This is a genomic window from Zavarzinia sp. CC-PAN008 (genome assembly GCF_051903925.1).
Taxonomy (GTDB): Bacteria; Pseudomonadota; Alphaproteobacteria; order Zavarziniales; family Zavarziniaceae.
Genome location: NZ_CP173678.1, coordinates 679450 through 694725, shown reverse-complemented (window position 1 = coordinate 694725; position 15276 = coordinate 679450). Strand labels below are relative to the sequence as shown.

The 15276-nt window shown below is 69.5% G+C and carries 14 protein-coding genes; 9 read left to right on the top strand and 5 right to left on the bottom strand.

All coding sequences use genetic code 11. From position 1 onward, the window contains the following. Positions 1-101 precede the first annotated feature (101 nt). Complete coding sequence (locus tag ACI6GS_RS03395) at positions 102-914, bottom strand: SDR family NAD(P)-dependent oxidoreductase (protein ID WP_439816369.1); 813 nt, start codon at positions 912-914, stop codon at positions 102-104. A gap of 39 nt (positions 915-953) precedes the next feature. Next, positions 954-1574: a TetR/AcrR family transcriptional regulator gene (locus tag ACI6GS_RS03390; RefSeq protein ID WP_439816368.1), complete on the bottom strand. Its 621-nt coding sequence runs from the start codon at positions 1572-1574 to the stop codon at positions 954-956. A gap of 179 nt (positions 1575-1753) precedes the next feature. Between ACI6GS_RS03390 and ACI6GS_RS03385 the strand changes: the two genes are divergently transcribed. From ACI6GS_RS03385 to ACI6GS_RS03345, 9 genes are all read left to right on the top strand, one after another. Then, a complete protein-coding gene (locus ACI6GS_RS03385) occupies positions 1754-2449 on the top strand; it encodes a cysteine hydrolase family protein (RefSeq protein ID WP_439816367.1) in 696 nt (231 codons plus the stop codon). Next, positions 2446-3573, top strand: a complete 1128-nt coding sequence (locus ACI6GS_RS03380) for an aromatic ring-hydroxylating oxygenase subunit alpha (RefSeq protein WP_439816366.1) — start codon at positions 2446-2448, stop codon at positions 3571-3573. Before ACI6GS_RS03385 ends, ACI6GS_RS03380 begins: the two co-directional genes overlap by 4 nt. Beyond that, on the top strand, positions 3570-4337 hold the full coding sequence (locus tag ACI6GS_RS03375; RefSeq protein ID WP_439816365.1) for an MBL fold metallo-hydrolase: 768 nt from the start codon (positions 3570-3572) through the stop codon (positions 4335-4337). The genes ACI6GS_RS03380 and ACI6GS_RS03375 overlap by 4 nt, the downstream gene beginning before the upstream one ends. Positions 4338-4350: 13 nt before the next feature. Continuing rightward, entirely contained in the window at positions 4351-5478 is a 1128-nt protein-coding gene (locus ACI6GS_RS03370) for an ABC transporter substrate-binding protein (protein WP_439816364.1), read from the top strand. Positions 5479-5707: 229 nt separating this feature from the next. Next, on the top strand, positions 5708-6577 hold the full coding sequence (locus ACI6GS_RS03365) for an ABC transporter permease (RefSeq protein WP_439816363.1): 870 nt from the start codon (positions 5708-5710) through the stop codon (positions 6575-6577). Between the two features lie 31 nt (positions 6578-6608). Then, positions 6609-7463: an ABC transporter permease gene (locus ACI6GS_RS03360; protein ID WP_439816362.1), complete on the top strand. Its 855-nt coding sequence runs from the start codon at positions 6609-6611 to the stop codon at positions 7461-7463. Further along, complete coding sequence (locus tag ACI6GS_RS03355) at positions 7463-8374, top strand: polysaccharide deacetylase family protein (RefSeq protein ID WP_439816361.1); 912 nt, start codon at positions 7463-7465, stop codon at positions 8372-8374. The genes ACI6GS_RS03360 and ACI6GS_RS03355 overlap by 1 nt, the downstream gene beginning before the upstream one ends. A 10-nt stretch (positions 8375-8384) precedes the next feature. After that, positions 8385-9476 carry an ABC transporter ATP-binding protein gene (locus ACI6GS_RS03350; RefSeq protein WP_439816360.1) on the top strand — a complete coding sequence of 364 codons (1092 nt, stop codon included), beginning with the start codon at positions 8385-8387 and terminating at the stop codon, positions 9474-9476. A 132-nt stretch (positions 9477-9608) separates the two neighbouring features. Further along, the gene (locus ACI6GS_RS03345; RefSeq protein WP_439816359.1) at positions 9609-11537 is read left to right on the top strand and encodes a sensor histidine kinase; all 1929 of its coding nucleotides are present in this window, start codon (positions 9609-9611) and stop codon (positions 11535-11537) included. 10 nt (positions 11538-11547) lie between these two features. Here the strand turns inward: ACI6GS_RS03345 and ACI6GS_RS03340 are convergent, their stop codons facing one another. From ACI6GS_RS03340 to ACI6GS_RS03330, 3 genes are all read right to left on the bottom strand, one after another. Beyond that, the gene (locus tag ACI6GS_RS03340) at positions 11548-12081 is read right to left on the bottom strand and encodes a cytochrome b (protein WP_439816358.1); all 534 of its coding nucleotides are present in this window, start codon (positions 12079-12081) and stop codon (positions 11548-11550) included. Positions 12082-12083: 2 nt separating this feature from the next. Beyond that, on the bottom strand, positions 12084-13199 hold the full coding sequence (locus ACI6GS_RS03335; protein WP_439816357.1) for a catalase family peroxidase: 1116 nt from the start codon (positions 13197-13199) through the stop codon (positions 12084-12086). Between the two features lie 137 nt (positions 13200-13336). Further along, positions 13337-15229: a hypothetical protein gene (locus ACI6GS_RS03330; protein WP_439816356.1), complete on the bottom strand. Its 1893-nt coding sequence runs from the start codon at positions 15227-15229 to the stop codon at positions 13337-13339. Between the last annotated feature and the right edge of the window lie 47 nt (positions 15230-15276).

Below are 15276 nucleotides of genomic sequence, written 5' to 3'. Positions count from 1 at the left end.
GCCGTTGCGCTGCGAAAACGACCAGCCCCCTGCCGTCGCACCGCGCCGCATGGCTGAAATGCGGCGCGGTCACCGGCTCCGCTTCTGGCCCTGGCTCTGGTTCAGATGCCGACGATGGGGTCGCCGCCATTCGGTGTCAGGACCTGCCCCGTGGTGAAGTCGCCGGTCGGGCCCATCAGGTAGAGGATGCTGGCGGCCAGGTGCTCCGGCTCGGCCCAGGCCTTGAGCGGGTTCAGCAGGGCCTCCTCGGCGACCGCGTCGGGGCCATAGGCTTCTGTCATGCCGGTGCGGATCACGCCGGGTGCCACCGCGTTCACCAGGATGCCGTGCGGCGCCAGCTCCAGCGCCCAGCCCTTCGTGAAGCCCAGGATCGCCGCCTTGGCCGCCGAATAGTGGCTGGAGCGGGGAAAGCCGACCTGGGCCCGGTTGGACGAGATGTTGACGATGCGGCCCCAGCCTTCCGCCTTCATGCCGGCCAGCACGGCACGGGTCGCCACCAGGCTGCCCCAGACATGGACCTCGAACATGCGGTCATAGGCGGCGCGGTCGATATCCTCCAACGCCGCGTTGAAGCCGGGGACGCCGGCATTGTTGAGCAGCAGCGTGACCGGGGCGACCCTGGCCACGGCGGCGTTGACCGCGTCCTCGTCCGCCACGCTGCAGGCCAGCGACCAGGCCTCTCCGCCCTGGCTGCGGATGGTGGCGGCGACCGCCTCGACCCCCGCGCCATTCAGGTCCTGGACCAGGACGCGGGCGCCGGCTGCGGCCAGGGCCAGGGCCGTGGCACGGCCGATGCCGCTGGCCGCGCCAGTCACCAGCGCGGTGCGCCCGGCAAAAACCTCGCTGCCCGCGAACAGGCCTGCCCCCGAAGCGATCGCCCGCGTTGCCGCGATGCCTGCACTGCTGTCCGTCATGTGCCCCCTGTCCCGTGGCTTTGTGTGTCAGTCCCTGTCTCAGGTTCCGCGTCTGAGGCCCCGGAAGATCAGGTCCAGGTCACGCCGGATCGCCGCCTTCACCCCATCCTCGCCAAAGGCGGCATCCCTGATGTAGCGCTGGAAGTGCAGGTTGCCGATCGACCAGACCAGGGTCGCCAGGGCCCGCACGTCGATGTCGTCGGCCAGCCGGCCGGCCGCCTGCGACCGCGTCAGCATGGCGCGGTGCTGCAGGATGATCAGCCGGGTCAGCCGCCCCATCGTCCGGTCGAACGGCCCGCCGGGGTCCAGGAACGCGGCACTCAGGATCACGGCCCAGCAGTCGCGCGGGATGACGCGCACGCTCTGTTCCACCAGCAGGTCTTCCAGCGCCAGCACCGCCTCCAGCGGATCGTCCGATGCCCGGGCCACGACGGCGCGCCGTTCGGGCAGCGCCTGGCGCAGGTGGCGCACCGCCAGCGACCGCACCAGGTTGGGCTTCGTCTCGAAATACTTGTAGACGGTTGCGGGTGCGACCGCGGCGCGTGCGGCGATCTCCTCCACATGGGTGGCCTGGTAGCCCTGTTCCGCGAACAGGCTGGACGCGGCATCCAGCACCTGCGCCTCGCGCGCGCGGCGCTGGGCCAATCTCAAAGTGGCCATCGATCCCTGCTTTTTTCTTGGCGTTTCCTCTTGCCCCCGACCATAGGCAGGAGCCGCGCCAGCGTCCAGCAGAGTCGACTCCGCGATTCCTGTTTGACAGGGATATTGCAATTGCGAAAGATCACACCGGGTGAAGGGGAAAACCGGCATCCGATGGCGGGGAATGGGGGCGGCGACACGTGGCAAGCATTGCGGCAGATCCCTATGCCTGGCCGCATGACGGCCTGGACCGGCGCGGCACCGGCCTGCTGGTTGTCGACATGCAGGTCGATTTCCTGCAGCCGGGCGGCTACCTGGAGGCGTTCGGCTATGACCTGGCCGGTACGCGCGCGGCCATTCCCGGCGCGCAGCGCCTGCTGGCGGCGGCCCGGCGCCTGGGCCTGACGGTCATCCATACGCGCCAGGGCTATCGTCCCGACCTGGCCGACCTGCCGCCCTACAAGAAGTGGCGCAGCGCGCGGGGCGGCGGCGGCATTGGCGTCGCCGGTCCCAACGGGCGATTCCTGGTCCGGGGCGAGCCGGGCCATGCCATCATCCCCGAAGTCGCCCCCCTGGCGGGCGAGATCGTGGTCGACAAGTCCGCCATCGGGGCATTCTGCGGGACGGACATGGACATGGTCCTGAAGCTGGCCGGCCTCCGGCATCTGGTCGTGTGCGGCATCACGACCGATGTCTGCGTGTTCTCGACCCTGCGCGAGGCGAACGACCGCGGCTTCGAATGCCTGCTGGCGGCGGATGCCTGCGGCAGCGGCGATCCTGCGGCCCACGCCGCCACGCTGCACATGATCACGGTCGAAGGCGGCGTGTTCGGCGCCGTGGCCGACGTCGCCGCGATCGAGGCGGGCCTCGCCCTTCTGGAGGCGAAGGCGGCATGAGCAGCACGACCCTGGACCGCCCGGCGGCCGACGACCTGCCCCGCGCCGGGCTGCCCAGCAGCTTCTATGCGGATCCGGCGCACCTTGTCGTGGAACGCGACCAGCTGTTCGCGCGGACCTGGACGGCGCTGGCCAGTGCGCAGGCGATCGCGGCACCCGGCGACGTGGCCTGCGTCGATTTCCTGGGAATCCCCATCCTGCTGGTGCGCGACCGCGATGGCAGCGCCCGCGCCTTCCACAATGTGTGCAGCCATCGCGGCCTGAAGCTGGTCACGGAGGATGCGTCCGGCCAGAACGTGGTCCGCTGCCCCTATCATTCCTGGGCCTATGCGCTGGACGGCCGCCTGGTGGCGACGCCGCATATCGGCGGCCAGGACGTGCACGGCGATGCCGCGATCAATCCGGCGGAATACGGCCTGAAGCCGATCGCGCTGACCGAATGGGCGGGCGTGCTGTTCGTCAACCTGTCGGGCACGGAAAAGCCCCTGGCCCAGGTCGTGGCGCCGCTGCTGGAGCGATGGCAGGGCTACCAGTTCGACGGCCTGCGCCACGCCGGTACGATGTCGTTCGACGTCGCCGCCAACTGGAAGTTCGCGGTCGAGAACTTCGTCGAGTCCTATCATCTCTACTGGGTGCACCCGGCGCTCAACGAGTATTCCCCTGCTGCGGCGCATTACGAGGTGATCCTGCCCGGCTGCGCCATGGGCACCGGCAACGACGCCGGCACCGTGCCGGGGGCCGATGGCCTTCCGGCCTTTCCCGGCCTGGCGCCGCAGGACCGTGGCCGGATCGAGGCCCTGGCCACCTTTCCCAACCTGGCGCTGGTGGTCATGCCCGACCATATCGTCACGCTGGTCCTGACGCCGGTGGCGCCTGACCGGACGCTTGAGCGCTTCGACTTCTGGTTCCTGCCGGATCCCGAATGGGATGCCCATGCCGCCATCCGCGCAGCGGGTATCGAGCGCTGGGGCGAGATCAATGGCGAGGATATCGGCATGCTGGAGCGGCTCCAGGCGGGCCGTGCCTCCCCCGCGTTCGACGGTGGCGTCCTGGCCATGGCGTGGGAACGCCCGGTTGCGGAGTTCAACCGTCTGGTGCGACAGGCACTCTGTCCCGCGCCATGAGCCTGCCCGTCGCCCCCACCTGGTTCCAGCGGCGGGCGGTGGCACCCGGCCTGACCCTGTTCAGCGAGCCCCACGTCCATTCCTGGTTCCGCGCCAATATCTGGCACATTGCGGGGCGCGACCTGGACCTGCTGGTCGATACCGGCATGGGCATCGCCAGCTTGAAGCAGGCGCTGGGCCCGCTTGCCGACCGGCCCATCCTGGCAATCGCCAGCCATGGCCATGTCGACCATACCGGCGGCCATTTCGAGTTCGACCAGCGGGCCATCCACCCGGCCGAGGCGACCGCCCTGGAGGCGGTGCCGGAGCGCACGCTGGCCGACTACTTCCCGGCGAAGGAGGCGGCCGTGACGGCGCTGCCCCATGCCGACTGGGACCTGCGTGCCTATACCTACAAGGCAGCGCCCGCGACGCGCCTGCTGCATGAAGGCGACGTGATCGACCTTGGCGGGCGGCGCCTGACCGTGCTGCACCTGCCCGGCCACTCGCCGGGCTCGATCGGCCTGTTCGACGAGCACGAGGGCGTGCTGTTCTCGGGCGATGCGATCTACGAGGGCGAGTTGCTGGACGACCTGCCCTTTTCTGACGGGTCGATCTACGAGGCCACGATGCGCCGTCTGATCGAGCTGGGGCCGCGCATGGTCCATGGCGGCCATGGGCCCAGCTTTGATCGTGCACGTCTGGCCGCAATCGCACAGGATTATCTGAACGGCCGCCGCCGCCAGGGATGCCCGGTCGAAGCCGGGCAGGGCGCCGGTCCATAAGGAGGGGTTAGTGATGAAGAAGCGTGGGAGCGGGGGCTTTCAGCAGGACCTGATGGAGCTGGCAGCGGATCGCATGGCCAAGGGCGCGCTGTCGCGGCGCGACTTCCTGCAGGCGGCCCTGCTGGTCGGTGGCGCCACGGTCGTCGGCGGCCAGGTGGTGCTGACGCGGCCGGTCTCGGCCGCGGCCAAGGAGATCGTGGTCGCCAATTTCGGCGGCGATGGCGTCGCCTTCTGGGGCGAGGCCTGGGGCCAGCCGTTCACCGCCGACACCGGCATCGCCGTCAAGATCGACGGCGCCAGCCCGCTGGCCGGCAAGATCAAGGCGATGGTCGAATCCGGCAAGGTGACGTGGGACGCCTGCGATGCCGACGGCTTCCTGTGCGACCAGCTGGGCAACCAGGGCATCCTGGCCGAGGTCGACTACACCGTGATCGACAAGGCGATGATCCGCGACGGCTGGGCGTGGAAGCATGGCTTCGCCAACTACACCTACAGCTTCGTCCTGGCCTATAACAAGGAGACCTTCCCCGCGGCGCCGCCGACCTGGATGGACTTCTTCGACACGGCGAAGTACCCGGGCAAGCGCACCATGTGGAAGTGGCAGATGGGTGCGATGGAGGCCTGCCTGCTGGCGGACGGCGTGCCCCCCGACCAGCTCTATCCGCTCGACGTCGACCGTGCGATCCGCAAGGCCAAGAGCCTGGGCGACAACGTGATCTATTGGGATTCGGGTGCCGAGTCGCAGGACATGTTCCTGAACGACGAAGTCGTCATGGGCAATATCTGGAACACCCGCGCCTCGGTCATCGAGAAGGATACCGACGGCAAGATCGTCTACACGTGGGCCCAGGGCATCTTCTGTCCCGGTGCGTTCGTGGTGCCCAAGGGCAACCCGGCGGGGGCCGACGTCAACAAGTTCCTGGCCTCGACGCTCAAGCCCGAGCGGCAGATCAAGCTGCTGGAACTGCTGGGCAACGGCCCATCGAACCCGGCCGCCTCGGCCAACCTGCCGCCGGAACTGCAGCCCAAGGACCCCGGCTTCGAGGCGAACCTGAAGCAGCAGATCTATCGCAACGAGGCCTGGTACACCGAGCACTACGACGCCGCGGTCGAAAAGTGGGTCGACGGCATCTCCGGCTGATGCGCGCTGTCTTCACGTCGATGGTCAGGAACCCTCCCCCCTCATCCCGGGGTCCCCGCGCACATGTGCGCGGGCTGGGCGGGGGGAGGGCAGGGTGGGGGGGCGCCTGCGCCGGGAACCCGATCCTGGGAGTTCAGCGCCGCGTCGCCGCCCCCCCATCCCGACCTTCCTCCGCGAAGGGGGAAGGGGCACCGCATGGGTGTCAGGCGAGCCTGCCCCTGGTGTCCCCATGAGTGTCACGGCCCACCGGCTGCCGCTCGCGCGCGCCCGGGGGATCGATCCCTATTGGTGGTTCGTGGCGCCGCTGGCGGCGTTCCTGCTGCTGCTCTATGTGGCGCCCATGGCCTGGATCCTGTCGCTCTCCGTGACCGAGGCGCAGGAGAACTGGTACGACAATTTCGCCGCCGTCCTGGGCGGCGAGAACATCCATCGCATGATGTGGACCACGGTCCGCATCGTCGGCCTGACGACGCTGATCTCGCTCGTGCTCGGCTACGTCCTGGCCTATGCCGCCGTTCACATGGGGCCGCGCCAGCGCCTGGCCCTGATGCTGGCGGTGGTCGTGCCGTTCTGGCTGTCGGTCCTGGTGCGGGCGTTCTCCTGGCTGATCCTGCTGCGCAACAATGGCCTGGTGAACCAGGCCATCATGGGCCTGGGCCTCAGCGACCAGCCCCTGCCCATGGTGCGGAACGAACTGGGCGTCGTGATCGGCATGGTCCACTACCTGGTCCCGTACGCCTTCTTTCCGCTCTACAGCGCGATGAGCCAGATGGACCAGCGCGTGCTGATGGCATCCCGTGCGCTGGGGGCCGGCGCATTGCGCACGTTCTGGCGGGTTTTCCTGCCGCTGACCCGCCCGGCGCTGTTCGGGGCGGCGGTCATCGTCTTCGTCTTTGGCCTGGGCTTCTTCGTCACCCCGGCGATCCTGGGCGGCGGCCGCGTCGTGATAATCTCGGAATTCGTCTCGATCCGCGTGCTGCAGACGCTGGACTGGGGGCTGGCCAGCGCGCTGTCGCTGGTCCTGCTGGCGGCGACGCTGGCGCTGATCGTGGCGGCGGCACGCGTCGTAGACCTGCGCCGCATGCTGGGGGGCGGTTGATGCGCGGGGCCGCACCATGAACGAAGGGGGCATGCCGCGCACCGGCCTGCTGCTGGGGGCCCTGGCCTGGCTGCTGGCGCTGTTCCTGCTGCTGCCGGCCTTCATCTCGATCCCGGTGTCGCTCAACGACAGCCGCTTCGTTGCGATGCCGAAGGATGGCCAGTTGTCGACCCGCCACTACGAGCGGATGTTCGCCTGCGAAACGGTTCAGGGCGGCACGGCCGACAGCAGCCTGACGCGCTGCGACTGGCTGGATTCGATCGCCGACAGTGCACAGGTCGCCGTCTGTGCCACGATCCTGGCGGTCATCCTGGGCACGGCCTGCGCCATCGGCCTGTGGCGCCTGGGCGGCCGCGTTGCCGGCTGGATGGCGGCCGTGGTGCTGGCGCCGGCGATCCTGCCGTCCATCGTCTCGGCCCTGGCCCTGTCGCGCGCCTGGGTCTGGCTGGGCCTGTCCGACACGTTCCTGGGCGTGGTCATCGCGCACACGATCGTGGCGACGCCCTTTGTCGTCATCGCCGTGACGACGGCACTGGCCAGCCTCGACCCGCGCCTGGAACAGGCCTCCCGCAGCCTGGGGGCGGGGGCCTTCGGAACGGCGTGGCGCGTGATCGTGCCGAACATCAAGCCGGGCATCGCGACCGCCGCGGTCTTTGCCTTCGTGATCTCGTGGGACGAGATCGTGGTCACCCTGTTCGTGTCGTCGCGTGCCGTCTACACCCTGCCGCGGCGCATGTGGGACGGCATCCGCGAGAATGTCGACCCCACCGTCACCGCCGTCGCGACCGTACTGATCGTCGCAACGGCCGCCCTGGTCATTGCCGGCGTGCTGCGCGGTGCCTGGAGCGCCCGGACCAGCCGCATCGCGGCCAACGAGGAAACCTGATGCTGATCCGCAATCCCGTTCCCTGGCCGGGCGGCGCCCGCGTCGCCGTCTGCTTCTCGTACGACATGGACGCGGAAAGCCTGCTGCACCTCTATCACGGGGACACCGCGCACCAGAAGGTCGCGACCTCGTCCGCGCTGCGCTACGGCCCGCTGGTGGCGATCCCCCGCCTGATCGACATGTGGGCGAAGTACGACATCAAGCAGACGGTCTTCATCCCCGGCTGGTGCGTCGAGACCTATCCCGATGCCGTCCGCGCCCTGCACGCGGCGGGGCACGAGATCGGCCATCACGGCTACCTGCACGAGAAGCCCAACCTGCTGAGTGCCGCGGAGGAGGAGCGGGTCCTGCAGAAGGGGATCGAGGCGATCGCGAACATCACCGGCAAGCCGCCGGTCGGCTATCGCGCGCCGTCCTATGCCTTTTCCGAGCGCACGCTGGACCTGTTGCTGAAGTACGGCTTCCGCTACGACGCCTCGCTCCTGGGGGACGAGGTGCCGTATGTCCTGCAGTCCGACAAGGGCAGCCTGGTCGAACTGCCCGCGGACATGAGCCTGGACGACTGGCCGCAATACGTCTCGATGAAGGAGTTCGGTTTCCAGATGCCGATCCAGGCGCCCGCCCGGGCGATGGAGGTGTTCCGCGCCGACTTCGATGCCGCCTGGCTCTATGGCGGCCTGTGGATTGCCGTCTGGCACCCCTTCGTGTCGGGTCGCCTATCGCGGGCGCACGCGACGATGGAGCTGATCGACTACATGAAGGCCAAGGGCGACGTCTGGTTCGCGCCGCTGTCCCAGATCGCGGCCCATGTCCAGGGCCTGATCGATCGCGGCGAATGGACCCCGCGGGTCGAGCGCCTGCCCCATTGGGCGCCGCCGCTGACACCGGCCGTGCCGCGCGCGGCGGAATAGGGGAACCGGCATGAGCGCCCGCCGCCTGCCCGGCCATGCCCTGGGCCTGGTCGACCTGACCAAGCGCTATGGCCGCCTGGCCGCCATTGACGGCGTGTCGCTGGACATCGCCCCTGGCGAGTTCATGACCCTGCTGGGCCCGTCCGGCTCGGGCAAGTCGTCGATCCTGATGGCGATTGCGGGCTTCGTCGTGCCGGACGCCGGCGACATCCTGCTGGACGGCCGGCGCATCAACGAACTGAAGCCGGAACAGCGCAGCTTCGGCGTGGTATTCCAGGGCTATGCCCTGTTCCCCCACCTGAACGTGCGCGAGAACGTGGCCTATCCCCTGGCTGTGCGCCGGATCCCCAAGGCCGAGATTGCGCCGCGGCTGAAGGCGGCCCTCGACCTGGTCCAGCTCAGTCACCTGGCCGACCGCATGCCCAAGCAGCTGTCGGGCGGTCAGCAGCAGCGCGTGGCGCTGGCCCGCGCCCTGGTGTTCGAGCCGACCCTGCTGCTGCTGGACGAGCCCCTGGGCGCTCTCGACCGCAAGCTGCGCGCCGATCTCCAGGTCGAGCTGAAGGCGCTGCACGGCCGCCTGGGCACCACGTTCATCAACGTGACCCACGACCAGGAGGAGGCGCTGACCATGTCGGACCGCATCGCCATCCTGTCGCATGGCAAGCTGGCCCAGGTCGGCCGGCCGGAGGAGCTCTACAACCGGCCGCGCAGCCGCTTCGTCGCCGACTTCCTGGGCAAGAGCAACTTCCTGGACGGCGTCGTCGAATCGCGTGACGGCCACCTGCTGATGCTGCGCGTCGGGCAGTCGGTCCTGGCCCAGCATGTGGTCGACGAAACCTGGCGCCCCAACGATCCCGTGACGCTTGCCCTGCGGGCCGAGCGGATCCACCTGGGCGCCCGGGCGGAGGGGCAGCCGAATCAACTCCAGGGTGTGGTGGAAAGCGCCGCGTTCCTGGGGGCCTGGCAACACTGCGTCATCCGGACGCCGGCCGGCCGGCTTGAGGTCCAGTCCCCGGTCCAGCCGGGCGAGCCGTCGCCCCAGGCGCGGGACCGGATCCTTGTCGGCTGGGATTTCGAGGCCGCAGTTCCGCTTTCGGATTAAGTCGCTCCGGGGCCCGCGCCGGTCCTTCGGTCCTGGTGGCCGGGGCGCCGCGCGGGGCCGCGGGACCGACAGGCGCCGGGGCGATCCGGGGCGTTATGTTTTCTTTCATCGCTTCGCCCGATAGTGGCGTCGATGCGCCCCATCCGACTCAAGGTCCTGCTTGGCGTGATTGCCTCGGTGGTCACCATGGCCACCGTGTTCCTGCTGACCGCGGTCAGCGGGCAGCACGCGGCCACGACCTCGGAACGCGTGGCCCAACAGGCGGTGCAGGACCTGGCGACGGACATCGCCCGGTCGATCGACAGCCTGATCGCCGAGCATTATCGCGACCTCAGCAACCTCGCCGGCGAGTTCACCGACCCCGATACGGCGGTCAACCCCGACAACCAGCGCCGCCTGGACCAGGCGGCCGCTTCCAGCGACCAGCTGGCCTGGATCGGCTATGCCGACGCCACCGGCGCGATCCGCATCGCCTCGCGGCGGGAACTGGTCAGCACGTCGGCCCGCGACCTGGCATGGTTCTGGCGCGCGGGGACCAGCAGCTATTTCGGCACGGTCCGGGGCGTGCCCGCACTGAACCAGTACCGCCCGCGCACCGGCGGCGTGGTCCGGCGCTATATCGACATATCCGTGGCGATCCTGGATACGCGCGGGGAACGTCGCGGCGTGCTGGGCGCCTATCTCGACAGCAGCCTGATGCGCGACCTGGCCAGCCAGGTCCTGGCCCGTGGGCCCGCCGACAGCCGCATCGAACTGGCCGTGGTCGATGGCGAGGGCCAGCTTCTGGCCGCGACCCAGGGCTTCGCGGCATCGACGGGCGACCTGCGTCGCTTCGGCAGCCATGCCGCGGGCCCATCGCTCGACGCCTGGACCGATGGCGTCCGCTACCTCTCGGCGGCCGTCGCCAGCACGGGCGAGGGGCACTTTCCCGGCACCGGCTGGCACGTCCTGATCCGCCAGCCCGAGGCGACGGCCTTTGGCGCCGCCCGCGACATCAGCCGTACGGTCCTGTTGTGGGGCATCGGCCTGGGCCTGGTCTTCCTGGTGTTTGGCTGGGCCCTGTCCAGTTTCCTGGCCCGGCCGATCCAGGCGATGGCGGCCGCTGCGACCCGCATCCGCAACGGCGAGCGCGACGCCACCATGCCGGACATCGCAGCCGTGGCGGAACTGTCGGAACTGGGGTCGGCGCTGCGTGACCTGGTCGGCGACCTGACGGCCAAGGAAGCGGAACTGCGCACCCTGAACCTGACGCTGTCGGCCCGCGTGGCCGAGCGCACGGCCGAACTGTCGGCTGCCAACGCCGCCCTGGTCGAGGCGCGCGCGGCGGCGGAGAAGCTGAGCCAGGCCAAGTCGCACTTCCTGGCGAACATGAGCCACGAGCTCCGCTCGCCGCTCAACGCCGTCATCGGCTTTGCCGACCTGATCCACATGGGCAACCTGCCGCGGGAGCAGACGGTCGACTATGCCCAGGACATCGGCGACAGCGCGCGCCACCTGCTGTCGCTGATCAACGACGTCCTGGACTTCTCCAAGGCCGATGCCGAACGCCTGGAACTGGACGAGGCCGAGGTCGACCTGCGCGACCTGATCGCCGGTTGCCTGCGCATGATGGCCCCGCGCGCCCAGCGCGACGGCCTGACCATGCGCGCCAGCCACGACCGCATGGTGACACAGGTCATCGCAGACGAGCGGCGCCTGAAACAGGTGATGCTCAACCTGCTGTCGAACGCCCTGAAGTACACCCCGGCCGGCGGCTCGGTCACGGTCAGCACCGGCCTGGCGCCGCGCGACCGCCTGCTGATCGAGGTGCGGGACACCGGCATCGGCATCAGCCCGGACGATCGCGACGTGGTGCTGCAGCCCTTTGGCCAGGTCGCCAACGCCCAGAACCGGACCAAGGCGGGCACCGGCCTGGGCCTGCCGCTGACCAAGCGCCTGGTCGAGCTGCACGGCGGCACGATGGAGATCGACAGCGTGCCGAACCAGGGGACGACGGTGCGCGTCTACCTGCCCGCCGACCGCCTAATCCTGGCCCCGACGACCGTCGCGCGCGCCTCCTGAGCCGATGCGTTCAGCGGCGGCGCAGGGTCGCCATGCTGCCGAAGACGCCGTCGCGGAACACCAGGGCATGGACCAGGGCAGCCCCCATGTGCGCCAGGAACACCCCGAACAGGCCATAGGCCAGCGCCGTGTGCAGCATGCGCAGCTGCGCATACAGGGCATCGTCATGCGGCAGGATGCGCGGCAGGACCACGCCACCGCCCAGGGCCACCGGATAGCCGCCCGCCGACAGCATGCCCCAGCCGACCAGCGGCAGCGCGATCATCAGCGCATACAGCGCCAGGTGCGTGCCATGGGCCAGCGCCTTCTGCCAGCCGGGCATGGCTTCGGGCAAGGGCGGCGGCGGGTTGAACAGGCGGTTCACCAGGCGGACGGCCACCAGGACCAGCAGGATGATCCCCATCGGCTTGTGCAGCGCGACCAGACGCCCATAGTCGCTGAGCGAGGTGACCATGGCCACGCCGACGAACAGCATGCCCAGGATCATCGCCGCCATCAGCCAGTGCAGGATGCGGGAGAACAGGGGAAAGGTGGGATGGGTCATGGTCAGTTCGCTCCTGCCGGGGCGGCGGGCGCCTCCGCCTGGACCTGGACGGTGCTGGCGGGCTTGGCCTCGCCCTCGCGCCGGTTGAAGGAATGGGAATAGGCGGCGGACCGGGCGCTCAGGATCGGATCGTCCGACGGCTGGATCCCGGCTGGCAGGATCAGGGGGTCGAAGTTGATGTCGCGGCAGGGGCCGCCCTGCGCCTCGCCCACGATCTCGCGGATGGTCAGGGTGCCGGCATCGACCTTCTCGCGGTCCTCGGGCCAGGCCTGGGTCGCATCGTTGGTGGGGTCGCCCGCCTGGGCCACGGTCACCACCAGGTGCCATTGCAGCGGCCCCTTGCGCAGCCGCTCGGCAAAGGCGTCGAACAGGTAGTTCCGGTCCGCTGGCGGGTTCGCGATGACTGGGGCAAAGGGTTCGACCGGCATCATGGTCCAGCGCACCGCGCTCGCCACGCCTTGCGCATCGACGAAGCGGAAGGCGTTCAGCGCGTGATAGGTCGCGTTGTCGAAGCCGGACGCCGGGACGTGGCCCTGCAGCACGGCGAAGGCGGCGGCCGTCTTCGGGTGGCTCATGACAAAAGCGATGAACTTCGCCGGGTCCGGCTTCCCCGTCGCGGGATCGGGCTGGTTGGCCAGCAACTGCGCGTGAAAGTCCTCAGGCGTGGCAAAGGGAAAGACGGGGATCGCCACCATCGCGGTGCGCCATGCCTCGCCATTGGGCAGGGCGAAGTTCAGCGCCATGCTGTGCGTCGCATCCGGCCCATCGGCGATGTCGGGGACCGGCCCTGCCAGGGACAGGCGGCCGAACACGGGCACCACGCTGCCGCCCTGGAACAGGCTGGCCTTGCTCAGGCGCGCGGCATTGCCGCTGCTCTCGAACGTGCCGGCGATGCACACGCCCTTGGCATGGGCCCGGCGGAAGCCGTCATGCCTCCCGGTCGTGCCCTCCAGCGCATCCACGACGCCCGCCGGCGTCAGCGCCTCTGGCGAGAACCAGCCGCCCGCCGCGGCCCAGGCGGCCGTGACACCGCCCAGCAGGACGGCGATCGCCGCCAGCCGCGGCAAGGCCCGCCCGCTGAGCAGGCTGGACAAGGAATAGGTGTTGCGGTCGGCCACCGGAAATCCCCCTCCGCACAGAAACATCGTGCGCGATGTATCTGTGCGCCAGAGAAGGCTCGGCTGTCAACATATCGTTCATCCCGTTGCACCGGGAACACGCGCGCGTCGCTGGCATGACCGATTGGACCCACGCGTCATTCCTGGGGGTCGTCCAGCCCCAATGCGGTCAACCAGTACGCTTCCTCGGCTGAAACGGCCTCGGCGATGGCGGCCGCGAAGGCGTCGCGCGATACCTGTTCTTCCAGTTTCAGCACCGCATAGTCGGTGGCGACCCATGCGCCGAGGCCGCCTGCGAGGCCGCCCACGACGCCGCACAGGGCGGCACCCGGCCCTGCCCAGCTGCACCCGACCGCCACGATCGCGCCCGACGCAACGGCGGCGCCCGCCACCGACACCGCCTTGGTCGCCGCGGTCTTGGCCAAGGCCGTGGCCGCAGCCTTGAAGGCGGAAGAGGCGACGGTCTTGGCCGCGATCTTCGCCGCGACGCCCGAGACCAGCTTGGCGCCGCCGATTTCGGCCACGACCCCACCCGCCGTGACCAGTCCGGCGGTGACCAGCCGTGACTTGAGGGACAGGGCATCCTCGAAGCGCGGGACAAGGTGGGGCTCATCCAGCCGTGCCACGACGACAGGGGTCTGGCCAGGGGGGATGTCCGTGCACCGGTCCAGGGACTGTCCCACCTCCACGCTCAGGGCCGCCTGTGCCGCCAAGGCGCGATCCAGGGCCTCATTGGCCGCCTGGACCTGCGCCAACATCGGTTGCGTCGCGCTCCCGATGTCCAGGCGGGTCGTCAGTTCGGCCAGCAGGAACGCCTCGCCGTTGCCCACCAGCGCCTCATAGGTGCGGAGATATTCGGCGGTCAGGCTGTAGTACCAGTCCAGGAACTGGGGAATTCTGGAGCGGATTGCCGCGAACACGGCGCGCACGTTGGTCCGCAGTTCCGGCTTCAGGGTCTCAAGATCGGCACGCACGCGGGCGGCCTGTCCCTGGGCCGATCGGATCCGCTCGATCGTGCCGACGGGGCAGGCCCTGCCGTTCACTGCTTCGATCTCCGTGCGGAGTTCCGTCGGCAGCGGCAGGCGATCCTGCTGAGGCTGGTCGGCGTAGCGGGCCAGACGACCTTCCAGGTCCGCAGCGCCGGACACCAGCGCCAGGCAGATGATAGCCGCCAGGAACCCGGCCACCGCAAAGTGGATCGGCCGCGCCTGTCCGCCAACGGCCAGGATCTGCGTGAGGCCACGGACCGGCACCAGGGCAAGGGCAAGCCCTGAAGCGATGCCAAACCAGACCGACGCCTCGAACAGCAGGGTTGCCGCCAGCCGCCCCCAGAATCCGAACTGCGCCGTCAGCAAGGCCGGGACCGCCTCGCCGATGGCGAGTGCGGCAAAGGTTTGCCTCAGGACGGCACTGGGGCCGGCATAGGCGGCCGCCTGACCGACCGCGTCGCCGACCGTTCCCGGATCGTCGACGGCGCGCACCACCATGGCCAGCGCAAGCGCGCACAGCCCGCTCAGGAAGACCGTGGGCGGAATCACGATGCGGGGCAGATGATTGGCGGCGATCGACGTCCTGAACCGACGCGCCAGGACCCGTGCCAGGATCAGAACCAGCCCAAGAGTCAGAGCTGCGATCGGAATGGTCGTTTCCGGACGTCCGACCAGGGAGAGGCAGATCGAGGCACCAGACGCCAGGGCAACGCCGCAATAGACGACATCGCGCAAGCGCCCGCTCAGCAGCAGCCTCAACCGCGAGCGGTCGGCGAAGACAAGCAGGTCGTGCGCCCGCCGCAGTGCCGACAGCCACGCGGCGACCAGCCAGATCGGCAGGGCGGTCAGGAGGGTCGCGATGACGAACGGAAGCAGCGGTACGGCAAGTCCGTCCGCCAGGCAGGCCCAGACCCCGCAGGCAACAAGTCCGGGCGCGACGCAGCCGGTCCAGGTGCCGGCCGGCCAGTTCCGTGCCGGTGGATTGGGTGATGGTCCGGAGCCCACGTCCCGGGCCGCAGTCTCGGCGCTCGCGGAGCCCATCGCTCAAACCCACTTCGCCTGGATCCGGGCACGACTTGCACAGTCTG